Raw genomic sequence first — 21,555 nt, forward strand, 5'->3', positions numbered from 1 at the left:
GGGGTGAAGTGGCTCAGCGCCTGAGCCACTTCACCTCGTACGCCTGCAGCTCGACCTTCTCGCCGTCGATCTTCGCGCTGGTCTGCCGGTCGAGGGCGTTCACGACCAGGACCACCTTGTCGGTGGCCAGGACCCGGACGTCGGGCTTGTCCACGGACACCTTCTTGTACTCGGTGCCGGGCCGGAACTCCTTGCCGAACCGGGAGATCAGGTCGTACATCGGCAGCTTCTCGCCGCCGCCCGCGGTGTCGGTCGGCGTCCACAGACAGCCGGCGCACTCGGTGCCCTTCTCCTCCTGCGGGTTCCAGTAGAAGGCGGAGGAGGCGCCCCCCTCGGCCAACGCGATCATTCCGGCGGCCTGGACGGCGACTCGGCGGGCCTCGGACCAGCCCTTGCGGTCGTCGTTGCCGTCGGCGGGCTCGACGTAGTACTCGGCCCACCACAGCGGCAGGTCACCGGTCTGCCGCCGCACCCACCGGCCCACCGCCGTGAACTTGTCGGTGGCCGCGAACTCGTCGGGCAGCAACTCGTCGTCACGGGTGTAGCTGGAGCCGTCCACCACGACGAAGTCGGCGCCCACCTTGTGCTCGTTCCAGTACCCGAAGGCATCGACGGTGCGCTGGTCCAGGGCACCCCAACTGCCCGTCAGGGCCGTCGAGGCCTCCTCCGCGCGCGGGTCGACGCTGTCCATCACGAGGTAGGGCCCGCCGACCATGATGTCCGGGTCGACCTTCTTCAACGCCTTGTAGATGAGGTTGTAGAGGCGGGTGTAGCCCTCGTAGTCCCAGCGGGCCTCGGCGTCGTTCCAGAAGCCCTTGAACTCGTTCCACACGATGAAGTGCCGTACGTCCGGATAGCGCTTGGCGACGGTCACGGCCAGCGCGGCGAAGTCCTCGAAGTGCTCGGGCTCGGGCGCCGTCTCCAGTGCGGCCTGGCTCCAGTTCGTGTTGTCGACGCCGGCCCTGCCGCCCTTCATCCAGTCGGGGGCGCAGCACAGGGTGACGACGGGGGTGCTGCCGGAGGCGCGGACGAAGTCGATACGGCGGTCCATCGCCTCGAAGTCGTAACGCCCCTCGACCGGCTCGGGGTTGTCGGCGCCCCAGCCCATGATGTGCTGGATCTGCGGTAGCCCCCCGGCGTCCGCGAGCCGTCCCTCGACGCGCTGCACGGCCGCGGCGGCGCCCTCGTCGGCGCTGTGCTTGGTGTGGGTGAACCCCCAGCCCACCTCGGGATTCGTGGCGTCCGGCGTGGCGGTCGGGGTGCCGTGCACCTTGTCGCCGTCGCGTGAAGTGCCGTCGGTGTTCACACCGTTCCCCGGAAGCGTGCTGAGCAGGGTCACTACCAGGGCCAGAGCCACAGCGCCCACGCCGAGCAGCGCGGTGAGCCGCCACCGTCGCGCCCCCGAATTCCACCCATGACGTCCCATCAAGGACAACGGTAACGGCGGTGACAGCCGCTCGGGCAGGTTTCGCAACTACACGGTCCTGTAACAGGACGGAGGGGATACAGCGGAAGCTTCGGGCACGGCATGCTGCGGGCCGGCCCCGGCCCGGACGTGGCCCGTTGGCGGGACGTGCGACGGAAACCGGGTGCACGGGCCCGCCGCGTGACGGATCATGGCCGCATGTCTGCGAACCCACACGACGCTCTGCCGATCCGGCTCAACGTCGACGACAGCGACTCGCCGTCCGACGTCGTCGACGCGCTGTTCCTCGGCCGCTTCGCGACGGGCGAGCAGCCGTACTCGCACGCGGCGAACATCGACCGCGTACGGTCCGGGGCGACGCTCCTGCCGCCGGGCGCCCGTGTGCTGCGCACCGCCCGCGACGACGACCGCAGCGCGACGCTGGCGGAGGGCGACGGCTGGACCCTGTTGGTCTCCCGGTGGAACCGCGGCGCCGACGTCACCGTGACCGCGACCAGTGAGGAACTGGCGGCGCGGGTACTGGGCGAGGCGACGGACGGCGCGGCGGACGAGCCCGAGCCGCAGCCGGAGAACGTGACCATGGGCTTCTGGTACGTCTCCCCCAGGCGCGGCCCGCATCGCACGACCCGGCAGATCTCGGCGGGCACCTGGGACGAGGTGCGGGCCAACTACACCGCGCCGGTCGCCGACGCGATGGACCGCCTGATGAAGACGACGCCCGAGGACATCGCGGGCCGCCTGCTCCTGTTGCACGGCCCGCCGGGCACCGGCAAGACGTCGGCGCTGCGGACGCTGGCCCGCTCCTGGCGGGACTGGTGCCAGGTGGACTGCGTGCTGGACCCGGAGCGGCTCTTCAGTGACGTCGGCTATCTGATGGACATCGCGATCGGCGAGGAGGACGGGACGGGCAAGGGCCGCTGGCGGCTGCTGCTCCTGGAGGACTGCGACGAGCTGATCCGCGGCGAGGCGAAGCACACGGCGGGCCAGGCGCTGTCGCGGTTGCTGAACCTGACGGACGGCCTGCTGGGCCAGGGCCGCAACGTCCTGGTCGGCGTGACGACCAACGAGGACCTGGAGCGCCTGCACCCCGCCGTCGTCCGCCCCGGCCGCTGTCTGGCCCGCATCGAGGTGGGGGCGCTGACGCGCCGGGAGGCGGTGAACTGGCTGGGCACCGACGAGGGTGTCGGCCGGGAGGGGGCGACCCTGGCGGAGCTGTACGCGCTGAAGCGGGGCACGTCGCCGACGTCGCTGCCGGACCCGCGGGACGGGGCGGACGCGGGGCTTTACCTGTAGCCCTCCGGTGCTTTCATGGTGGTATGACCCTGTTCATCGGGACGTCGGGATGGCAGTACAGAGACTGGCGGGGTGCCTTCTATCCCCCCGATGTGCCCATGCGCCTGTGGCTGGAGGAGTACACGGAGTGCTTCGCCACGGTGGAGATCAACAACGCGTTCTACCGGTTGCCGACGCGGGAGAACTTCGAGGCCTGGCGTGACCGGGTGCCGCGGGACTTCGTGGTCGCGGTGAAGGCGAGCCGCTACCTCACCCACATCAAGCGCCTCAAGGATCCCGAGGAGCCGGTCCACCGTCTGATGTCCCACGCGGCGGGCTTGGGCGACCGCCTGGGGCCGGTCCTCCTCCAACTGCCGCCGACCCTGCGCGCCGACCCCGACCTCCTGGACGCCTGCCTGGCCTGCTTCCCGTCGGGGACGCGGATCGCGGTCGAGCCCCGCCACGAATCCTGGTGGGCGGCCAAGACCCGCCAGGTGCTGGAGTCCCGGGGTGCCGCCCTGTGCTGGGCCGACGTCCAGGCCCGGCCGGTGACTCCCCTGTGGCGCACCACGGACTGGGGCTACGTCCGCTTCCACGAGGGCCGCGCGCACCCCTGGCCCCGCTACGGCCGACGCTCCCTGGAGACCTGGGTCGACCGCATCGCGACCACCTGGTCCGACGCCGAGGACATGTACGCGTATTTCAACAACGACCCCGGCGGGGCGGCGGTGCAGGACGCGGTGGTCTTCGGTAGGGCGGCGACGCGAGCGGGCCTTACGGTCACCCGCACGCCGGAGTTCGCCGCACGCCGCTGACTACTCTCCGTAAGCCGCACGCAGGGCATCCCGCACGGCCGCCAACGCGTCGGCCTCAGCGAGCCCGAGCCTACGAGCCCGCTCCACGTATGCCTGCGCAGCCGACGCCAGCTCACGCTCGGCGGCCGAGCCGGCGGCCGCCACGAACGTGCCGTTGCGCCCCCGCGTCTCGATCACGCCGTCGCTCTCCAGCGCCCGGTACGCCTTGGCGACCGTGTTGGCCGCGAGCCCCAGCGACTCCGCCAGCCCTCGCACGGTCGGCAGCCGGTACCCGACCGGCAGCACCCCCGAACGCGCCTGCTCGGAGATCTGCGCCCGCACCTGCTCGTACGGCGCGGCACTGTCATCGATGTGGATCTTCAAGGTCACGCAGCGATTGTCCCGTACCCGCCGGAAAATAAGAGGCACCCTGGCTCAACTCCCCCGTAGCGTGCGCCGTGATGACTATGACTGTGCGCCCCCTCCGTCCCGAGGTCCGAGCCGACGTCGAGGGCTTCGCCCACGTCCGGCACCTCGCACTCCCCTTCTTTCTGGTGACCCCGGAGTCCGTCGCCTACGACGTCACCCACATGCACCCGGACGCCCACTACCGGCCGCTCGTCGCGGAGGAGAACGGCGAGGTGATCGGCACCGCCCAGGTCGGGCTCGTCAACGACAGCCCGGAGCCCGGCCAGGCCTTCGTCAACGTGTACGTCCACCCGGAGCGCACCCGCCGCGGTGCGGGCGCGCTGCTGGTCCGCACCGCCGAGGAGTACCTGGCCGAGCGAGGAGCGACCAGGCTGTTCGCCTGGATCCTCGACGCACCGGGCAACCGCGCCTTCGCCGAACGGCACGGCTATCGCGAGGGCCGCTCGGCGCACTTCCTCCGTCTGGATCTGGTGAACGGCACGCTGCCCTCGCTCCAGGCCCCGCCCCCGGGCGTGGAGCTGCGCACGGGGGCCGACTTCGCGGACGATCCGCGCCCGCTGTTCGAGCTGGACGCCGAGGCGGCGTCGGACGAACCGAGCGACGTCGCCTACGAGTTCACGGACTACGAGGCCTGGCTGGACGAGACCTGGAACCACCCCCTCCTCAGCCGCGAGCTGACCTCCGTCGCCGTCGTCGACGGCCGCCCCGTCGCCTTCAGCGTGGCCCGCACGGACGGTGGCACCCGGTACGGCACCGTCATCACCGGCACCGCCCGTGACTTCCGCGGCCGCGGCCTGGCCAAACTCGCCAAGAACGACTCCCTGCACCGCGCCCGTGCCGCCGGTCTCACGGAGGCGTTCACGGGCAACGACACCGGCAACGGCCCGATGCTCGCGATCAACAAGTGGTTCGGCTACGAGATCTGCGCGACGGAGGTGCGCTATGTCCGCGAACTCGGCTGACCAGGGACGTCTGCTGGATGTGGTCCTGGTCAAGGCCGGCCGTACGAAGATCCGTTACGCGGCCGAGCTGCTCTCCGACGACGGCACCCGCATCGCCGTCCGCGCCCCCTGGTCCGGTGCCGGGGTCCGCGACTTCGGCTTCGTCCGCTTCGAGCCGGGCGACGTCTTCACCGAGTACTACTGGCGCGACCGCTGGTACGCCGTGAAGGAGGTCCGCGACGCCACGGGCGCCCTCAAGGGCTGGTACTGCGACGTCACCCGCCCGGCCACGCTGTCCGGCACTGAGCTGGTCGTCGAGGATCTCGACCTGGACCTGTGGTGCTCCGCCGACGGCTCGGATGTGCGCCGCCTGGACGAGGACGAGTTCGCCGAGAGCGGCCTCGGGCAGACGGATCCGCAGGCCGCCGCGGCCGCCGTATCCGCGCTGGACGCACTGGAGGCGCTGGCGCGCGGGGAGGGCTTGGCGGGGCTGCTGGGATGACTCCCGACAGCGCTCCTCGGTTCAGGCCACCTCGCCCCCAGTCAGTCCACCCACGCCACCACCGCGTACCGCTCGTCGTCCACATCCTTGCCCCACAGCCGCGCGTCCGCGGACAGTGGCTCCACGCGCACGTCCCCGACGAGCGGTGCGAGGAGAGCGGTGAGCCGGTCCGCCGGTACACCGACCGTGGGCGCGGTCGTCCCCCACACCCCCTCGACCAGCACGAACCGCCCTCCCGGGCGCAGCAGCCCGCGCCAGTGCCGTAGGACACGGCCCGGGTCGGGCAGGGCCCACAGGACATGCCGTACGAGCACCACGTCGAACCGCTCCTCCCCCACCGGTGGCGCCGCCGCGTCGCCGACGAGGAACGCCGCGTCTCGCCCGGCGAGCTTGGCGCGGGCGAGGTCCACCATCGGCGCGGACCGGTCCACCCCTGTGACGTGGTGTCCCTGTTCGGCCGCGAGGAGCGACAGGCTGCCGGTGCCGCAGCCCAGGTCGAGGAGGTCGGACGGGCGCTCGGGCAGCCAGGACCGCAGCCGGGCAGCCCAGGCCTGGCGCACCTCGGGGTCGCGCAGGCCGTGGTCCGGCTCGTCGTCGAAGGAGGCGGCCGCCGCGTCCCAGTCCACATCGCCCATACCCGCCCCTGTGATGGTGTGTTCACCGTTCGTCATGGGCCAAGAGTGACACCCGCCACTGACAGTCGAATGGTGACAGCCGCCACTGACAGGACCTGCAGCGATGAGGAACTCTCGCCAAAAGGGTCTATCTCCGTGACAAAGCGGAACTCGGTGGACCTTGAAGGAGGCAGCCATGCGCCGTGTGACCGTGCAGAAGCCGCTGAAGAGGAAGACGGATGCCCGCCGGCTCCAGGAGGAGGCCGACGAGTCCCCCTCGGGACGACCGGAGGTCCGCAAGGACATCGCGCGAACCTGGTGGCCGGAAGGCTGAAACGCCCTGCCGGTCGCCGTCGCGAGAAACGCGTCAAGCGACCCGCTTGCGGTAGTGGATGCGGTCGTAGGGCCCGTCCACACGACGCTCGACGACCTCGTAGCCGTACTTCGGGTAGATCTTCTGGTTCTCCCACATCAGCGCGTTCGTGTAGAGCCTGACCTCGGGCAGGCCGAGCGCACGCGCGCGTGCGTCCACGAAGTGCAGCAGCCGTCGCCCCACGCCCCTGCCGTGCGCGTCGGGGTGGACGGCGATGCTGTCGAGGAACAGATGGTCCTCGTGCGCCTCCAGCACGACGAGCCCGATCACGGGATCCCCCGTCACGAACACCTTCCCCGCGGCCACGTCCGCCGCGTGGTCCGCCTCCATGGGCACGGGCGCCCGTCCGATGCGCTCTATGTAGTGCTCGTAGGCGGCATCGGTCACGGCCTTCACTGCGCATACGTCGGCGTCGACCGCCGACCTGATGTCGTCGTCCGTCATACCGCGACGGTACCTACCTGATCGCAGTCCGAACACTCCCTTAAGGCGACCCTAAAGATCGCCATCACCCGCCTCCAGCAGGCGATTTCGCGGTTTCCTCGGGCTAGCTTCTGATCGCCCCCACGGGATTCACCCCACGCATCAGGACCCCTTCGAGGAGATCTTTCATGCCCGCACGCCGCAAGGCCGCCGCCGTCGCCACCCTCGGCCTGACCCCGCTCGCCCTGACCGCCCTCGCCACGGCCCCGGCGTCGGCGCACGGTTCGATGGGCGATCCGGTCAGCCGGGTCTCGCAGTGTTACGCGGAAGGCCCCGAGAGCCCGAGGTCCGCCGCCTGCAAGGCGGCGGTCGCGGCCGGCGGCACCCAGGCCCTCTACGACTGGAACGGCATACGCATCGGCGACGCGGCCGGCCGCCACCAGGAGCTGATCCCGGACGGCAAGCTGTGCAGCGCGAACAGCGACGAGTTCAAGGGCCTCGACCTGGCCCGCGCCGACTGGCCGGCGACGAGCGTGAGCAGCGGGTCGTACACCTTCAAGTACCGCGTGACCGCCCCGCACAAGGGCACCTTCAAGGTCTACCTCACCAAGGCCGGTTACGACCCGACGAAGCCGCTGGCCTGGGACGACCTGGACCTGGCGAACCCGGTGGCGACGGCCACCGACCCGGCAGCCTCGGGCGGCTTCTACACCTTCTCCGGCAGCCTGCCCCAGCGCTCGGGCAAGCAGTTGCTGTACGCGGTCTGGCAGCGCTCGGACAGCCCGGAGGCGTTCTACTCCTGCTCGGACGTCACGTTCGGGGGCGGTAGCGGTGGTGGCAACAGCGGCGAGGCCGCGCCGGCGCCGAGCGCCTCCGCACCCTCCGAGGAGCAGATCGAGGACGGTGCCGACCAGTCGACGATCGAGCACCACGGCCACGGGGACCAGGACGCCGACACGTCGGCCGAGCCGGTCGCGGCCGAGCCGGTCGCGGCGGCCGAGGAGGACCGGTCCATCGCCCCGGCCAACCGGCCGAAGGCGGCCGGCGCCACCGAGAACCTCGCCGAGACGGGCGGGGACAGCAGCACGGCGTATCTCGCGATGGGCGGTGCGGCGACCCTGTCGCTGGGTTCGGCGGTCCTGTTCGCGTCGGTGCGCAGGCGAGCGGCGGCCGACGGCGGCCGCTACGGCCGCTGACCCAGGGCTCCGCCACCCCAGGGCTCCACTGCCCCAGGGGCTCTGCGGCCCAGTGTTCCGGGGCCTGACCGGCGGCTCAGGCCGGTCAGGCCCCGGCAGTATGTTCAACCGATCACGGACGCACAGGTGGTGGGGGTGGCGCGGGACGGGTCGAGCGCGTTGGCCACCTCGTGGAAGGCGATCCGGTCGGTCAGCCCCAGGAACGCGTGCTCGGATATGTCGACCGCGCACAGGTCCTGGATCAGGACGTTGGTCACGCCGGGCCCGTTCAGGAACTGACTGCGGTACGGCGTGACCACCTCGTCGTACTTGGTGGCGATGACCGTGTAGCGGACGCCGGGGACGGTGTCGCCGCCCGCGTTGAGCTTGGTCATGAAGTCGGATCCGACGACCTGCTGGGCCAGGGCGGGAGTGGCGGTGGAGAGCAAGTCCTCCGCGCCGGGGAAGTACGGCAGCAGATTGGTGAGCCCTGCCAGGGTGGTGCCGTGGTTGTTGGGCGCGATGCCGACGAGGGCGTTCACCTTGGCGGCACCGCCGAGGAACTTGAGGTAGTAGCGGGGCATCATGCCGCCCTGCGAGTGGCCGACGAGGTCGGCCTCGGCGGCGCCGGTCGCGGCGAGCACCTTGTCGACATAGGCGGAGAGTTGCTCGGCCGACTTGTCGATCGGACCGAGGGCGTGGAAGAACGGCACGCCCGGGAGTTGGCCGTAGTCGAGGGAGAAGACGCAGTAGCCGCGGTTCTCCAGGTAGGGCGCGAGTCCCAGCCAGTTGTCGACGGAGTTCGCGAAGGTGCCGTGCACGAGGACTACGGGGCGGGGGTGGGCGGCGGACGGCTTGCAGGAGTAGTCGTTCCAGCCACTGTTCGAGGTCGCCGCCGCCTCGGCCGCCTGGGCGGTGGTGGCGGCGGGGACGACGGCGACCGCGGCGGTCAGCAGCAGCGCGGCCAGGGGTCTGAGCACTCGTTTCCAGGGCAGCATCGTGTGATCTCCTTGCGGCTCAAGGGAGGTGCGACGGCCTTACCCTGTGATCCGGATCACGAGGATGCTGTTCACTCGTCAAGTTACGGGCGAGTAGGAGAAGTGTGAAGTTACGCGTCAGTAAAAACTTCCAGTGATAGTAAGGGGCGGTTCACAACTACTGATGAACCGTCACCAGGCGGGCTTGATGGGCCTATAGGGCGCGATGCGCACCAACTGCCCATAGAGCGCCCGCACTTCACCCTCCCCGAGGACATCACTCCACGCCCGCACCGCATCCGCAGCCGCTTCCTCGGCCGCCCTAGTGCAGGCCCACCCCAGCTCGGTCAGCACGACCAGCCGGGCACGCGCGTCATCGGGATGCGGCCGGCGCTCGGCGTACCCCTTGCGCACGATCTCGTCGACGAGCTGACTGGCCGCCTGCTTGGTCACACCGAGATGGACGGCAAGGTCGGTGACCGTCGCACCACCGGGGGCGAGCCGGGCGAACGCGAAACCGTGCGCGGGCCTCACCCCCTCGAAGCCCCGGGCGACCACGCCGTCATGGATGCGTTGCGTGAGCTCACCGGCGACGGCGAGCAGTGCGGCGGACAGGGCGATGGCTTCGGAGTTCTGCACGCAGGCATTGAAACACCCTTGACGAATTGGTCAAGCAGCTTGACCATAGGTCCATATGGTCAAGTCGCTTGACCATATGGACCGTCTACCTCGCCCGCCTAACTCGCCCTTCTACCTCGCCCGTCCAACTCGACCATCCACGCCCAGGAGGCCCCCGTGCCAGTCATCCGCGCATCCGAAGCCGTCACCCACGAAATCCACGGCGCCCGCTTCGTCTCGTACGCCACCCCGCACACCGGCAGCAAGGAGCTGTGCGCCTGGCGCGGCGAGATCCCGGCCGGGACCAAGGCGCCCGCACACACCGTCAACCGGGAGGAGATCCTCCACCTCCTCGACGGCGAGCTGCTGATCACGCTCGACGACCGCACCGACCGGATCACGGCGGGCGACACCCTGATCATCAACCCCGGTGCGACCCTGGCCGTCGAGAACCCGACCGACCGGACCGCCGTCACCTGGGTCACCACGTCCATCGGCCTGACGGCGGAGCTGGCCGACGGCACGCGCATCACGCCGCCGTGGGCCAACTGACCCCTGACGAGGCGAGCGCCCCCGGCATCACCGCACGCGCCCCGAACTTCGCTCGCGCACGGTCCGCGACCTCCTCGATGCGGCGGGCCTTCTCGTCGAGCGGGTCGAAGGTGAGCTGGTAGGAGGCGTGCTCGGCGGGGTCGAGGCCCTCGGCGCGCAGGGCGAGGGAGCGAACGCGGGCGCGCTGGAGGCCGAGGGCGTCGTACATGCCGTATGCCGCCCTGGTCAGCGCCGCCGAGTGGGCCGTCGGCTCCTTCAGCGTACGGCTGCGGGTCGTCGAGGAGCGGTCGGCATAGCGCGCGGTGAGGGTCAGCGTGCGGCAGACCTTGTCCAGGGCACGCAGCCGGGCGCCCAGCTCCTCGGCGGCCGAGAGCAGGGCGCGGCGATGCCGGTCGGGGTCCAACTCGTCGCGGGTGAAGGGACGTTCGGCGGCCAGCGACCGTGACACGGCGTTCGGCACCACCCGTCCCCGGTCGACTCCGCTCGCCTTCTCGTGCAGCTCACGGCCGACCTTCACGCCCACCAGACGCTGGAGCGTGGACAGGGGTGCGGCGGCGACCAGGCCGAGGGTGTCGAGGCCGTACTCGCACAGGGTGCGGGTGGTGGCGGCGCCGACGCCGGGCAGCGCGGCGACGGGCTTCTCGGCGAGGAACTCCGCGATGGCGCCCGGCTCCTCGGGGACGGCACACGTCACCCCGGGCCGGGCGTCCCGCAGTGCCACGCGGGCCAGCATCGGCCCCGGCCCGGCACCGATCACGCAGTCGACGCCGTGGTGGGCGAGGGCGCGCACCCGGATCACCGACGCCAGCTCTACCGCATCGCGCCCGAAGTACCGTTCGGCGCCCCGCAGATCGACCAGCGCGCCGTCCGGTGGCAGCGCCTGGACGACCGGCGTGAAGTCCTCCAGCAATCCGAGCAGCCCCGGCAGGGCCGCCTCGTACATCGGCGGCAGCTGGAAACGTACGCAGAGGATGGTCATCCCGCACTCCCCGGACTCTGGTGCCACAACTTCCGTACCTGTGAAGGCTCTTGACCCGCCGGTCGCAGATCGGCCCACGGGTTCAGTTCGTATCCGGTGGGCATTTGGATTCGCCGGCCCCGCGCCGGATCCCCGCCGTCCCCCGTCGCCGCCGCCACCGGCTCCGCCAGCCGCGCCGCCACCACGTCCAGGCCGCCCTCGTCGCGCAGCTCGATCAGCTCGGCGAGATTCCAGGCGGCGGAGCCCACCACGCTCAGACTGCGCGGACCGCGCCGCTGCACGACCCCGCGCACCAGCAGCAGCCAGGAGTGGAAGACGGTGTGGGCACACGCGTCGTGCGAGTCGTCGAAGAAGGCGAGGTCGACCAGGCCCGTCCCGTCGTCCAGGGTGCTGAAGACGACCCGCTTGCCGGACCGGATCGGCGGCGTCTGGGTAGCCGCCTTGGCGCCCGCGACCAGCACGGTCTCCCCATGCCGGGCGTCCCGCAGCCGCTTCGCCGAAACGACACCCAACTCATCGAGGAAGGCCCGGTGATCGTCCATCAGATTGCGCGAGGCATCCATCGACAGCACACCCAGCTCGGCGCTGAGCCGCTCCGCCGAGCTGAGGTCGGGCAGCCCGGCCGCAGCCGTCTTCCGCCCACCCGCCAGCGGGAGTTGGCCCCCGCCGCCACCCCGGGCGCCTCGCTGCAGCTCGGTCAGGTGCAGTTGCAGATCACGCCGGTTGGCGCCGAAGGCGTCCAACGCGCCGACCTGCGCAAGCCTTTGAGCGAGCGGTCGGCTCGGCCGCCCCCGCTCCCAGAAATCGAGCAGCGAGGCATACGGCTGCCCCTGCGCGATCCGCGCCGCCTCGGCCTCACTGATGCCATGCACATCGGAGAGGGCGAGTCGCAGCCCCCAACCCCCTCGCGAACCCCCAGATTCAGACACCAGTTCGATACGGTGTGCGACCCCCGACACGTTCACGTCCAACGGCAGGATCGGCACCCCGCGCCGTCGCGCGTCCGCCAGCAGCAGCCGCTTCGGATACATCCCGGGGTCATGGGTGAGCAGCCCCGCATAGAAGGCGGCCGGGTGATGGGCCTTCAGCCAGGCCGACTGATAGGTCGGCACGGCGAAGGCGACAGCGTGCGCCTTGCAGAAGCCGTACGACCCGAAGGCCTCGACGATCTCCCAGGTCCGCCGGATGGTCTCCGCGTCGTACCCGCCCGCCGCCGCGTGCTGCGCGAACCACACCCGGATCCGCCCCTGCGATTCAGGATCCGACAGCCCCCGCCGCACCCGATCCGCCTCATCCCGCCCGCACCCGGTCATGATGTGCACGATGTCGATGATCTGCTCGTGGAAGACGACGACCCCGTACGTCTCCCGCAGCGGCTCCTCCAGGTCCTTGTGCGGATAGCGCACCGGCGCCCGCCCGTGCCGCGCCTCGATGAACGGTCGCACCATGTCGGCGGCGACCGGCCCCGGCCGGAAGAGCGAGATGTCGACGACAAGGTCATGGAAGGTGGCCGGCTGGAGCCGCCCGACCAGGTCCCGCTGCCCCGGCGACTCGATCTGGAAGCAGCCGAGCGTCTCCGTCGAACGAATGAGCCGATACGTCGCCGGGTCGCCCTCCCCCCGCTCGAAGTCGAGCGCGTCCAGGTCGATCCGCTCCCCCGTGACCCGCTCCACCTCCGCGACCGCGTGCGCCATCGCCGACTGCATCCGCACGCCCAGCACGTCGAGCTTGAGCAGCCCGAGGTCCTCGACGTCGTCCTTGTCGAACTGCGACATGGGGAAGCCCTCGCCGCTGGTCGGCATGACGGGCGTACGGGACAGCAGGGAGGCGTCGGAGAGCAGCACCCCGCACGGGTGCATGGCGATGCCACGCGGAAGGGCGTCAAGAGCCTCCGTCAGCTCCCACAGCCTGCCGTACTTCTCCCGCTCCCCCGCCAGCTTCCTGAGCTCGGGCAGCTCGTCCAGCGCCGCCCGGGCATCTCGCGCCCGGATGTGCGGGAAGGACTTGGCGATGCGGTCGATGTCAGCCGGATCCATGGACAAAGCCGCACCCACGTCCCGGATCGCATGCCGCACCCGATAGGTCTCCGGCATCGAGACGGTCGCGACCCGCTCGGTCCCGAACCGGTCGATGATCGCGCGATAGACCTCCAGCCGCCGCGCGGACTCCACGTCGATATCGATGTCGGGCAGCACCAGCCGGCGCTTGGACAGGAAGCGTTCCATCAGCAGCCCGTGCTCCACGGGGTCGGCGTGCGCGATGCCGAGCAGGTGATTGACGAGCGACCCCGCACCGGACCCACGCGCAGCCACTCGAATCCCCATCTTCCTTACGTCATCAACGACTTGAGCGACCGTCAGGAAGTAAGAAGCGAACCCGTGATAGGCGATGATGTCCAGTTCCTGATGCATCCGCTCCCAGTACGCCCGCCGCCCGTCATAGCCACGCTGCACCATGCCCGCCACCGCCCGCGAGGCGAGCGCCCGCTGGGCGGTGCGCTGCCCGGCCCCGACGAGGTACGGCTCGGGGAAGTGAACGCTGCCGATACCGAGGTCGTCCTCGGGATCGACAAGACACTCGGCGGCGACCGCCCCGGTCTGCTCCAGCAGCCGATACGCGGTGTCGCGCCGGAAACCGGCGGCCTCGACGACCCGCTCGGCGACACGCGCCATCTCATCCGCACCCTTGAGCCAGGCTTCACCGGAGTCCAGCTCCTTGGTGGAGTCGATGGGCACGAGCCGACGCGCGGCGTCCAGCACATCGGCGACCGGCCCCAGACCAGGATCGGCATACCGGACGGCATTGCTCAGCACAGGCCGCACCCGCTGCTCGGCGGCGAAGCCCACGGTACGAGCGGCCAGCCGCAGCGATCCCGGCCCGGTGCCCTTGCGCCCGTGCCAGACGGCCTCCAGCCGCAAGGAGTCGCCGTAGACCTCCCGCCAGGGCCCGAGCAGCCGGGCCGCCCGATCGGGACGACCGGCGGCAAGCGCACGCCCCACATCGGACTCGGTCCCGAGCAGAACGATCAGGCCGTCGCCCCGGTTGTCCGCCCGGGGCAGCAGCGGCGGCCCCTCCCCCGCATGCGCAGCCGAAACGATTCGGCATAGATCGGCCCACCCCCGAGCCCCATCTCGAGCAAGAAAGGTGACACGAGACATCGACTCATCGACAAAGGCACCGCCCCGCACCGGAACCCGACGCCGCCGCCCCGCAGACTCACCCGCTCCCGAAAGCCCGAACTCGAACTCCTCCACGGCGAGCTCCACGCCGAACAACGGCCGCACCCCCGCCGCCGCACAGGCCTTGGCGAAACGGACCGCACCCCCGAGTGAGTCCCGGTCGGTAAGAGCCAGGGCATCCATACCCCGCTCGGAGGCGCGCTCGGCCAGCCGCTCCGGGTGCGAGGCGCCGTACCGCAGGGAGAACCCGGAGACGGTGTGCAGATGCGTGAAACCCGGCACACGCACCTCCCGACTCATGAGCCCGAGGCCGGTCGAACACCAGCTCTCGAACATCAGTTCCCAACTCTCCCACCCCCACCATAGACCATTTCCGGACCGTTTCTCGAACATCCGTACGACATCCGTTCGGCCGCCTCCCACCTGCGCAAACGCCCGACGGCCCGGACCGTGGGGGCATGACGCAGACCACGGGCGCCGACACTCCACCCCGCTCCTTCATGGCCGAGGTGAAGGACGCCGTCACTCCACGAGCCACGCTGCTCGTGACCGGCGTGGTCGCCCTCGCTCTGCTCTTCATCGCCTCCTACGTGGGCGCACTCCACGACCCGAAGCCCAAGGACGTCCCCTTCGGGGTCGTGGCGCCCGAGGTAGCCGCCCAGCAAACGGTGGACCGTCTGAAAAACCTGCCCGGCGATCCCCTGGACCCACGCACAGCGACCGATGCGGCAACAGCCCGCAAGCAAATCCTGAACCGGGAGATCGACGGCGCCCTACTGATCAACCCAGCGAGCACCACCGACACCCTCCTGGTCGCCACCGGAGGCGGCAGAGTCCTGGCCACCACCCTGGAGAACCTGGTCACCACCCTGGAGAAATCCGAGGCACGCACCCTGCGCACCATCGACGTGGCCCCCGCCGACCCGCACGACGCCAACGGGCTCACGTCCTTCTACGTGACCGTGGGCTGGTGCGTAGGCGGCTACCTCTGCGCATCGATCATGACGATCAGCTCGGGTGCCGGCCGCCCCACCCCGAAACGCTCGGTGATCCGCCTCATCGCCATGGCCGTCGTCGCCATCGTCGGCGGACTCGGCGGCGCCTTGATCGTCGGCCCGATCCTGGGCGCCCTCCCCGGCAGCATCGCCGCCCTCTGGGGCGTCGGCGCCCTGATCATCTTCGCGGTAGGCGCGGCCACGCTCGCCTTCCAGGCCATCTTCGGCCTGGCCGGCATCGGCCTGGTCATCCTGATCGTCGTCATCCTGGGCAACCCGAGCGCGGGCGGCGCCCTCCCACCCCCACTGCTCCCCCCGTTCTGGAGAGACATCGGCCCGGCACTACCCCCGGGCGCGGGAACCTGGACAACCCGCTCGGTCGCCTACTTCAAGGGCAACGACACGACCGCCTCACTGCTGGTCCTGTCGGCATGGGCGGCGGCAGGAATCACGATCACGCTACTGGCGACATGGCTCCGAACGGGCGCCAGGACGAAGACGCCGTAGACGCACCACGGGCCCACAACCCAAGCCCGACCACAACGAACGCGAAAGTCCCGCCCCTCACACAAGGGGCGGGACTTCACGAAGCGACGAACCGTCAGCCGATCTCGGTACCCGTGGCCGACAGCGCCTCGGTCACCGGCTGGAAGAAGGTCTCCCCACCGGAGGTGCAGTCACCGCTGCCCCCGGACGTCAGACCGATCGCCTTGTCGCCGGAGAACAGCGAGCCACCGCTGTCACCGGGCTCGGCGCAGACGTCGGTCTGGATCAGCCCGTTGACGATGTCACCGTTGCCGTAGTTCACGGTGGCGTCCAGCCCGGTCACCTTGCCCTCGTGCACCTGGGTGGTGGAGCCGCTACGGGTGACCGCCATGCCCACGGTGGCCTCGGCGGCACCGCTGATGGCCTGCGAGGAGCCGTTGTAGAGGTTGACCTCGCTCGGGTGGTCGACCTCGGCGGTGTACTTGACCAGCCCGTAGTCGTTGTCCGGGAAGCTGGAGGTCTCGTTGGTGCCGATCTCCTTGCCGCTGGAGTCCGACCACGTCGAGATGGACTCGGTGCAGTGTCCGGCGGTCAGGAAGAAGGGCTCACCGCCCTTGACGACGTTGAAGCCGAGCGAGCAACGCCCACCGCCACCGCTGATGGCGTCACCGCCCGCGATGAAGGGCTTGAACTCACCCTTCGTCCGCTTGAGTTCCGCCGTGGCGCCCAGCCCGTCGACGACCTTGCCGAGCTTGGTCCACTCGGCGTCGGACACCGTACGGTCGGCGGTGACGACGACCTTGTTGGTCGCCGGGTCCGTCACCCAGGCGGTGCCGGGGATGGTCGCGTCCTGCTTGAGCGTCGTACGGGCGCTCTTCAGCTCGGCGAGGGAGTTCTCGACGACCCGGGCCTTGGCGCCGGCCGCCTCGACGGCGTCGGCGGCGGCCTCGTCGAGGACGTTCACGACAAGGTTCTTGGTCTGCGCGTCGTAGTAGGTACCCGCGGCATCCGCGCCGAGGTCCTTCGCCAGCGTCGAGGCGAGCTTTCCGGCCGCGCCGACCGACAGGGTCTTCAGCGCGGGCGCCTCGGGCGTCTCACTGGCGTTCGCAGTCTGCAAGGTCACTCCCGCGGCAACCAGTGCGGCGATGCCCGCACCTGCCACGGCTGCACGCCGCTTGGGTATGCGTCGGTGCTTCAACTTACGTCCTCCTGTGGGGGGTCGGCCCGAGAGGTTGTGGGGACCTCACGAACCGGAAGGCGTACGGCTACGGAGGCGGCACACAACAAAAGCCACGCCCGGGCCGGTTGAACAACGCTCACTATTCCGAGACCCGCAGGGAGCGCACAAGGTCGACTTCCGGACGCGCGTAGAACACGGTTGCACGCCCCCCATCGTCTTGACCGTGCACAGTCACACGGGGCCTCTTCGCACAGCAAACACTGCAAGCGAGCGAACCATACGCAACGCGTGAGGTCTACTCCTGTCTTGAAATCGACCCTTCGGGAGCCGAATCCAAGCGCGGCTCAAGAGGCGGAACTTCACCCTCCACGGCCGACGGCCCCACAGACGACCGCCCCCCGAAGCCGACCCCCTGCGCCCCTTTCTCCAAAAACCGCAACAACTCCACCGGAATCGGAAGAACCAACGTGGAGTTCTTCTCGGCCGCCACCGCCATCACCGTCTGCAGCAGCCGAAGCTGAAGAGCCGCGGGCGCGTCGGACATCTGATGCGCCGCCTCCGCCAGCTTCTTGGAGGCCTGGAGCTCCGCGTCGGCGTTGATCACCCGCGCCCGCCGCTCCCGGTCGGCCTCCGCCTGCCGGGCCATCGACCGCTTCATGGTCTCGGGCAGCGAAACGTCCTTGATGTCCACCCGGTCGATCGTCACGCCCCACTCCACGGCCGGACTGTCGATCATCAACTCCAGCCCTTGGTTGAGCTTTTCGCGGTTGGACAGCAGATCGTCCAGCTCGCTCTTGCCGATGATGGACCGAAGCGACGTCTGGGCCATCTGTGAGACGGCGAACCGATAGTCCTCCACCCGCACGACCGCCTCGGCCGGCGAGGTCACCTTGAAGTAGACGACGGCGTCGACCCGCACGGTGACGTTGTCCCGGGTGATGCCCTCCTGCGCGGGCACGGGCATCGTCACGATCTGCATGTTCACTTTGCGCAGTTTGTCGACACCCGGCACGATCATGGTGAACCCGGGCCCGCGCACCTGGGTCCGGAGCTTCCCGAGGCGGAAGACCACACCCCGTTCGTACTGTTTGACGACCCGCGCGGCCGCCGCCACGTACACCGCACCGGCGGACGCGAGCGTCACTCCCGCCGCCACCAGCTCCTCGACCATCACGACCCCCCGGGGTCCGACGTGGGCGCATCACAGGGAGGACTGTTTGCACCTCGACGGTAACCCCGCCCCGCGACCAAGGGCGAGCCCCCGCACGACAGTTGCGTGCGGGGGCTCACATGCTGCCGGCTGTCGATCAGGCCGAACAGAGGTGTCAGTAGACGCTGACGCCGTACGCGCTGAGGGCCTCGGTGACCGGCTGGAAGAAGGTCGTGCCGCCGGAGGTGCAGTTGCCGCTGCCGCCGGAGGTCAGACCGTACGCGGTGCCGTTGCTGCCGTAGAGCGAACCGCCGGAGTCGCCGGGCTCGGCGCAGACGGTGGTCTGGATCAGACCGGAGACGACGTCGCCGCCGCCGTAGTTGACGGTCGCGTTCAGGGCGGTGACCCGGCCGCTGTGCGTACCGGTGGTGGAGCCGTCACGGATGACGGTCGTGCCCACGCTCGGCGTGGCCGCGCGGGTGATGTCCACGCCGTTCGCGGTGCCGGGCCGGCTGACGGACCCGGAGTAGCGCACGATGCCGTAGTCGTTGCCCGGGAAGCTGGAGCCGGCGGTCGAGCCGATGACCGTGGTGCGGCCGGAGTTGGAGTACCAGGTGCCCGCGCCGTCGGTGCAGTGCCCGGCCGTCAGGAAGTACTGGTTGCCGCTGCTGTCCTGGACGTTGAAGCCGAGCGAGCAGCGCCAGCTACTCGCATAGATGGCGTCGCCGCCCTGGATGAACTTGCTGAACTTGCCGGGGGTGCGCTTGATCGTGAGCGCGTCGGCATTGTCCCCGGCCTGCTGCTTGATCTTCGCTATCTCCGCCTGGGAGACCGTGCTGTCGACGGTCACCGTGACGCGGTTGGTCTTGCTGTCGACCGCCCAGGCGGTGCCCGGGATGTCGGCCTTAAGCACCGAGCCGCTGGCGCTCTTGAGTTCGGCGGCGCTGAAGGTGGTGGGAGAGTCGGCGGCGGTCGCGTTGGGGATCGCGATCGCGGCTGCGGCCACGAGGCCGGAGGAAACGGCGATCAGCCGGGTCCGTCTCGTAATGCCGCTGCGGGGGGTGGTGCGCTTGATCCTCACGTTTCGTTCCCTCCAAGGGAAGTCGGGGGCCCGCGTGGGGTGGGGCCCGTGAGGCGCAGTCAGACGGCCGCCCGTTCGGATTCCGAACAAGTCGTGCCCCTGACAAGCGCTGAGGGGGAGTATTCGGCCGAACGGCCGGTTGGCGCAAGAGCGCCTTTCGGCCGTCAACTTTTGAACCACCTGTACAATTTGGCCGCTCCTGCCCCGGTCAGCGCAGCTTGCGCTCCCCCGCGGCGGCGGTTCGGCAGCGTCCCCAGGGGCGCGGGGAACTGCGCGACCAGCCACGACGGACCCGCAGACGATTGCCACCCATCGCGGCACTCCCCCATCACGGCACCCAAGCGGAGCGCCTAGCAGCCGTCGCAGGGGCAGCAGCAGTCGCAGCCGTCACAGTCGCAGTCACGGCAGCAGCCCTCGCGCTTCTTGCGGGACCACGGGCCCTCGTACTCCTTCGCGCAGCACAGCTTGCAGGTGCAGCACAGCAGCCAGAACATCCCGCAGCCGGCCCAGAACCCACGCCGCCCCTTCGGCGGCTGCGGGGCCGGCCCACCGCCGAACCCACCGAAGTCACCACCGCCACCGCCATGGCCACCATGGCCACCGCCGGGCGCTCCCCCACCGCCCGCATACGGATTCCCGCCCGCGTACGGGTTCTGTCCCGCATACGGATTCTGCGGCGCCCCGTACGGCCCCTGCCCGTACGGCCCCTGCCCCTGCGGCGACTGCCCCTGCTGTGGCGGCTGCCCATAGGGCCCGGCCTGGTGCGACGCACACGTCGGCACCGTGCCGAACGCCCGGTCCACCGAGCGCCGCAACTCGTGCACGAGGAGCAGATGCGCGAGCTTGGCATCGCTGAACTCCACCTCGCGCAGCGCCAGCCGCACTCCCCGCACGGCGTCGTCGGCGAGCCGCCGCGCCTCGGGCAGCGAGGTCCCGGTCGCGGTGAGGGGGTTCCACGCACCCGCCATGGCGTCGGCCGCCTGGTCCTCCACGGCGTCCAAAAGGTGCGCCAGCCGTCCGAAGAGGCGCCCGGCCTCGGCGAGCGGCTCGGCGTTGTGCGGCCGTCCGGCCAGGATCGCGGTGTGCGCGAAGGCGGCGGCGGTCGCCGTCTCGGTCGGCTCGGTCACGGCAAGGATCGGCGTCCCGGGCCCGGCGAGCGCCTCGATGCCGATCTGCCGGTCCACGGCGTCGACGAGTACGGCGGTGTCGAACCCGACGGCCGACCCGGTACGGGCACCCGCGGCACCCCACCCGGCGGCCACCCGGCGCGCGGCGAGCGCAACCGGCTTACGGGCCAGCAGCCCGTCCCCGTCGGCCACATGGTCACGCACCTTGGCCGAGGCGAGCACCAGCGAGACGGCCGCGGCGAGCCGCGCGCCCTCACCCTGCGCGACGGACGCGGTCCGCATCCCGCGCAACGCGCACGGTCCCGCCGTACGCCGCAGCGCACTGCTCTTCTCGGCTTGAGCCTCCGTCAGAACGGAGATAAGGAGCCCGTCGTAGTTCGTCACGATCCGCGCGAACTGACCGTGATCCCCGCGCAACGAGAGGCACAACCCGCACAAATGCGCCATCCATTGACCGGCGAGCTTCTCTCCGAGCCGATGACGACATGGCCTGACGATTCCGAACACCTCGTACCCCCGTGGTTCTTACGACGCTTCGCACGACGCTGAGCTGCCGCATCGTATCGATCGTGGTACGGATCACCATGGCCGACTCGTTCACCCGTACGCACCCCGCGTCACCCATACGCCGCGAAGAATCATATTTCACTCACAGTCAGCAGCCGTACGTGGCATGCCCCTTGGGGGACACGGGCTCTCGACGTATTCGCTGTGCACCAGTACCGTCACAAACCCCCCGCGCGGCGTCTATCCACTTGGCGCGACGTCCGCATCATGGATGACCATAGGGATGCGGAATGTAAGAGAGACCGCTGTGAGAGGAGGCGTCCATGGGATCGGTGCGCAAGGCGAGTGCCTGGCTGGGCCTCGTTGACGACAACGATGACGAGCGTTACTACGACGACGACTACTCCGAAGGGACCGAGCCCGGGGATGCCTGGGTCACCGACCCGCGGGTCAAGGTGGCCACGGACGTCGCCGAGGAGAAGGGCCGCCGCATCGGCACGGTCACTCCGGACAGCTTCCGGGACGCCCGCGCCATCGGTGAGCTGTTCCGGGACGGGGTTCCGGTCATCATGAACCTCACAGCCATGGAGCCGGCCGACGCCAAGCGCGTCGTCGACTTCGCGGCGGGGCTCATCTTCGGTCTGCGCGGCTCGATCGACCGCGTGTCCAACCGCGTGTTCCTGCTGACCCCGGCCGACACGGAGATCATCAGCGGGGAGGCGTCGCAACACCGCACGGACGGCTTCTACAACCAGAGCTGAGGCAGGGCCGCTCG

The 21,555-nt window shown here is 70.1% G+C and carries 21 protein-coding genes; 9 read left to right on the forward strand and 12 right to left on the reverse strand.

Annotated features, from left to right (window positions below; translation table 11 throughout):
- Positions 1 to 13: 13 nt before the first annotated feature.
- The gene (locus tag EHO50_RS40620) at positions 14 to 1,426 is read right to left on the reverse strand and encodes a GH39 family glycosyl hydrolase (protein ID WP_128436885.1); all 1,413 of its coding nucleotides are present in this window, start codon (positions 1,424 to 1,426) and stop codon (positions 14 to 16) included.
- Positions 1,427 to 1,624: 198 nt separating this feature from the next.
- On the opposite strand from EHO50_RS40620, the gene EHO50_RS40625 reads away from it, so the two are divergent.
- Both EHO50_RS40625 and EHO50_RS40630 read left to right on the forward strand, forming a co-directional pair.
- On the forward strand, positions 1,625 to 2,719 hold the full coding sequence (locus EHO50_RS40625) for a DUF5925 domain-containing protein (RefSeq protein ID WP_128436886.1): 1,095 nt from the start codon (positions 1,625 to 1,627) through the stop codon (positions 2,717 to 2,719).
- 23 nt (positions 2,720 to 2,742) lie between these two features.
- Positions 2,743 to 3,513, forward strand: coding sequence for a DUF72 domain-containing protein (locus EHO50_RS40630; protein WP_128436887.1), 771 nt, complete (start codon positions 2,743 to 2,745; stop codon positions 3,511 to 3,513).
- Here the strand turns inward: EHO50_RS40630 and EHO50_RS40635 are convergent, their stop codons facing one another.
- The gene (locus tag EHO50_RS40635; RefSeq protein WP_181449789.1) at positions 3,514 to 3,882 is read right to left on the reverse strand and encodes a GntR family transcriptional regulator; all 369 of its coding nucleotides are present in this window, start codon (positions 3,880 to 3,882) and stop codon (positions 3,514 to 3,516) included. It lies immediately after the preceding gene.
- A gap of 71 nt (positions 3,883 to 3,953) precedes the next feature.
- Between EHO50_RS40635 and EHO50_RS40640 the strand changes: the two genes are divergently transcribed.
- Together EHO50_RS40640 and EHO50_RS40645 are read left to right on the forward strand one after the other, a co-directional pair.
- Positions 3,954 to 4,883: a GNAT family N-acetyltransferase gene (locus tag EHO50_RS40640; RefSeq protein ID WP_128436889.1), complete on the forward strand. Its 930-nt coding sequence runs from the start codon at positions 3,954 to 3,956 to the stop codon at positions 4,881 to 4,883.
- Complete coding sequence (locus EHO50_RS40645) at positions 4,864 to 5,364, forward strand: ribonuclease FAU-1 family protein (protein ID WP_128436890.1); 501 nt, start codon at positions 4,864 to 4,866, stop codon at positions 5,362 to 5,364. Before EHO50_RS40640 ends, EHO50_RS40645 begins: the two co-directional genes overlap by 20 nt.
- Positions 5,365 to 5,405: 41 nt before the next feature.
- Here EHO50_RS40645 and EHO50_RS40650 read toward each other — a convergent pair whose 3' ends face one another.
- Positions 5,406 to 6,035: a class I SAM-dependent methyltransferase gene (locus EHO50_RS40650; protein ID WP_164905092.1), complete on the reverse strand. Its 630-nt coding sequence runs from the start codon at positions 6,033 to 6,035 to the stop codon at positions 5,406 to 5,408.
- A 139-nt stretch (positions 6,036 to 6,174) separates the two neighbouring features.
- On the opposite strand from EHO50_RS40650, the gene EHO50_RS40655 reads away from it, so the two are divergent.
- On the forward strand, positions 6,175 to 6,312 hold the full coding sequence (locus EHO50_RS40655) for a hypothetical protein (RefSeq protein WP_128436891.1): 138 nt from the start codon (positions 6,175 to 6,177) through the stop codon (positions 6,310 to 6,312).
- A gap of 33 nt (positions 6,313 to 6,345) precedes the next feature.
- On the opposite strand, the gene EHO50_RS40660 is transcribed toward EHO50_RS40655, so the two are convergent.
- Positions 6,346 to 6,795: a GNAT family N-acetyltransferase gene (locus EHO50_RS40660; RefSeq protein WP_128436892.1), complete on the reverse strand. Its 450-nt coding sequence runs from the start codon at positions 6,793 to 6,795 to the stop codon at positions 6,346 to 6,348.
- Between the two features lie 167 nt (positions 6,796 to 6,962).
- Between EHO50_RS40660 and EHO50_RS40665 the strand changes: the two genes are divergently transcribed.
- Positions 6,963 to 7,970 (forward strand): lytic polysaccharide monooxygenase, encoded by a 1,008-nt coding sequence (locus tag EHO50_RS40665; RefSeq protein ID WP_128436893.1) that lies wholly within the window; start codon positions 6,963 to 6,965, stop codon positions 7,968 to 7,970.
- A 104-nt stretch (positions 7,971 to 8,074) separates the two neighbouring features.
- Here EHO50_RS40665 and EHO50_RS40670 read toward each other — a convergent pair whose 3' ends face one another.
- A complete protein-coding gene (locus EHO50_RS40670; protein ID WP_128436894.1) occupies positions 8,075 to 8,947 on the reverse strand; it encodes an esterase/lipase family protein in 873 nt (290 codons plus the stop codon).
- A gap of 171 nt (positions 8,948 to 9,118) precedes the next feature.
- On the reverse strand, positions 9,119 to 9,565 hold the full coding sequence (locus EHO50_RS40675; RefSeq protein WP_128436895.1) for a MarR family winged helix-turn-helix transcriptional regulator: 447 nt from the start codon (positions 9,563 to 9,565) through the stop codon (positions 9,119 to 9,121).
- A 156-nt stretch (positions 9,566 to 9,721) separates the two neighbouring features.
- Here EHO50_RS40675 and EHO50_RS40680 point away from each other — a divergent pair, with 156 nt between their 5' ends.
- Entirely contained in the window at positions 9,722 to 10,096 is a 375-nt protein-coding gene (locus tag EHO50_RS40680) for a cupin domain-containing protein (protein WP_128436896.1), read from the forward strand.
- Here EHO50_RS40680 and EHO50_RS40685 read toward each other — a convergent pair.
- Both EHO50_RS40685 and EHO50_RS40690 read right to left on the reverse strand, forming a co-directional pair.
- Positions 10,074 to 11,075, reverse strand: a complete 1,002-nt coding sequence (locus EHO50_RS40685) for a DNA polymerase Y family protein (protein WP_128436897.1) — start codon at positions 11,073 to 11,075, stop codon at positions 10,074 to 10,076. The two genes, EHO50_RS40680 and EHO50_RS40685, sit on opposite strands and share 23 nt — an antisense overlap.
- On the reverse strand, positions 11,072 to 14,536 hold the full coding sequence (locus EHO50_RS40690) for a DNA polymerase III subunit alpha (RefSeq protein ID WP_128436898.1): 3,465 nt from the start codon (positions 14,534 to 14,536) through the stop codon (positions 11,072 to 11,074). The genes EHO50_RS40685 and EHO50_RS40690 overlap by 4 nt, the downstream gene beginning before the upstream one ends.
- A gap of 176 nt (positions 14,537 to 14,712) precedes the next feature.
- On the opposite strand from EHO50_RS40690, the gene EHO50_RS40695 reads away from it, so the two are divergent.
- Positions 14,713 to 15,756, forward strand: a complete 1,044-nt coding sequence (locus tag EHO50_RS40695) for an ABC transporter permease (protein WP_128436899.1) — start codon at positions 14,713 to 14,715, stop codon at positions 15,754 to 15,756.
- A gap of 94 nt (positions 15,757 to 15,850) precedes the next feature.
- On the opposite strand, the gene EHO50_RS40700 is transcribed toward EHO50_RS40695, so the two are convergent.
- The 4 genes from EHO50_RS40700 to EHO50_RS40715 form a co-directional block, all read right to left on the reverse strand.
- Entirely contained in the window at positions 15,851 to 16,933 is a 1,083-nt protein-coding gene (locus tag EHO50_RS40700; protein WP_128436900.1) for a S1 family peptidase, read from the reverse strand.
- Between the two features lie 277 nt (positions 16,934 to 17,210).
- Positions 17,211 to 18,086, reverse strand: a complete 876-nt coding sequence (locus EHO50_RS40705) for a slipin family protein (RefSeq protein ID WP_128436901.1) — start codon at positions 18,084 to 18,086, stop codon at positions 17,211 to 17,213.
- 154 nt (positions 18,087 to 18,240) lie between these two features.
- Positions 18,241 to 19,146: a S1 family peptidase gene (locus tag EHO50_RS40710; RefSeq protein ID WP_128436902.1), complete on the reverse strand. Its 906-nt coding sequence runs from the start codon at positions 19,144 to 19,146 to the stop codon at positions 18,241 to 18,243.
- Between the two features lie 350 nt (positions 19,147 to 19,496).
- Entirely contained in the window at positions 19,497 to 20,780 is a 1,284-nt protein-coding gene (locus EHO50_RS40715; RefSeq protein ID WP_181449790.1) for a DUF5685 family protein, read from the reverse strand.
- A gap of 323 nt (positions 20,781 to 21,103) precedes the next feature.
- Here EHO50_RS40715 and EHO50_RS40720 point away from each other — a divergent pair, with 323 nt between their 5' ends.
- The gene (locus EHO50_RS40720; RefSeq protein WP_062701561.1) at positions 21,104 to 21,541 is read left to right on the forward strand and encodes a cell division protein SepF; all 438 of its coding nucleotides are present in this window, start codon (positions 21,104 to 21,106) and stop codon (positions 21,539 to 21,541) included.
- Positions 21,542 to 21,555: the final 14 nt, after the last annotated feature.

It is taken from the genome of Streptomyces cyaneus (assembly GCF_004028635.1).
In the GTDB taxonomy this organism is placed as follows: domain Bacteria; phylum Actinomycetota; class Actinomycetes; order Streptomycetales; family Streptomycetaceae; genus Streptomyces; species Streptomyces cyaneus.

Bases quoted from the DNA above. Each gene is read 5' to 3' on its own strand.
- EHO50_RS40650 (WP_164905092.1), bottom strand. From the start codon at position 6,035: ATGACGAACGGTGAACACACCATCACAGGGGCGGGTATGGGCGATGTG.
- EHO50_RS40645 (WP_128436890.1), top strand. From the start codon at position 4,864: ATGTCCGCGAACTCGGCTGACCAGGGACGTCTGCTGGATGTGGTCCTG.
- EHO50_RS40665 (WP_128436893.1), top strand. From the start codon at position 6,963: ATGCCCGCACGCCGCAAGGCCGCCGCCGTCGCCACCCTCGGCCTGACC.
- EHO50_RS40705 (WP_128436901.1), bottom strand. From the start codon at position 18,086: ATGGTCGAGGAGCTGGTGGCGGCGGGAGTGACGCTCGCGTCCGCCGGT.
- EHO50_RS40655 (WP_128436891.1), top strand. From the start codon at position 6,175: ATGCGCCGTGTGACCGTGCAGAAGCCGCTGAAGAGGAAGACGGATGCC.
- EHO50_RS40695 (WP_128436899.1), top strand. From the start codon at position 14,713: ATGACGCAGACCACGGGCGCCGACACTCCACCCCGCTCCTTCATGGCC.
- EHO50_RS40720 (WP_062701561.1), top strand. From the start codon at position 21,104: ATGGGATCGGTGCGCAAGGCGAGTGCCTGGCTGGGCCTCGTTGACGAC.
- EHO50_RS40640 (WP_128436889.1), top strand. From the start codon at position 3,954: ATGACTATGACTGTGCGCCCCCTCCGTCCCGAGGTCCGAGCCGACGTC.
- EHO50_RS40660 (WP_128436892.1), bottom strand. From the start codon at position 6,795: ATGACGGACGACGACATCAGGTCGGCGGTCGACGCCGACGTATGCGCA.
- EHO50_RS40670 (WP_128436894.1), bottom strand. From the start codon at position 8,947: ATGCTGCCCTGGAAACGAGTGCTCAGACCCCTGGCCGCGCTGCTGCTG.
- EHO50_RS40630 (WP_128436887.1), top strand. From the start codon at position 2,743: ATGACCCTGTTCATCGGGACGTCGGGATGGCAGTACAGAGACTGGCGG.
- EHO50_RS40625 (WP_128436886.1), top strand. From the start codon at position 1,625: ATGTCTGCGAACCCACACGACGCTCTGCCGATCCGGCTCAACGTCGAC.
- EHO50_RS40685 (WP_128436897.1), bottom strand. From the start codon at position 11,075: ATGACCATCCTCTGCGTACGTTTCCAGCTGCCGCCGATGTACGAGGCG.
- EHO50_RS40620 (WP_128436885.1), bottom strand. From the start codon at position 1,426: ATGGGACGTCATGGGTGGAATTCGGGGGCGCGACGGTGGCGGCTCACC.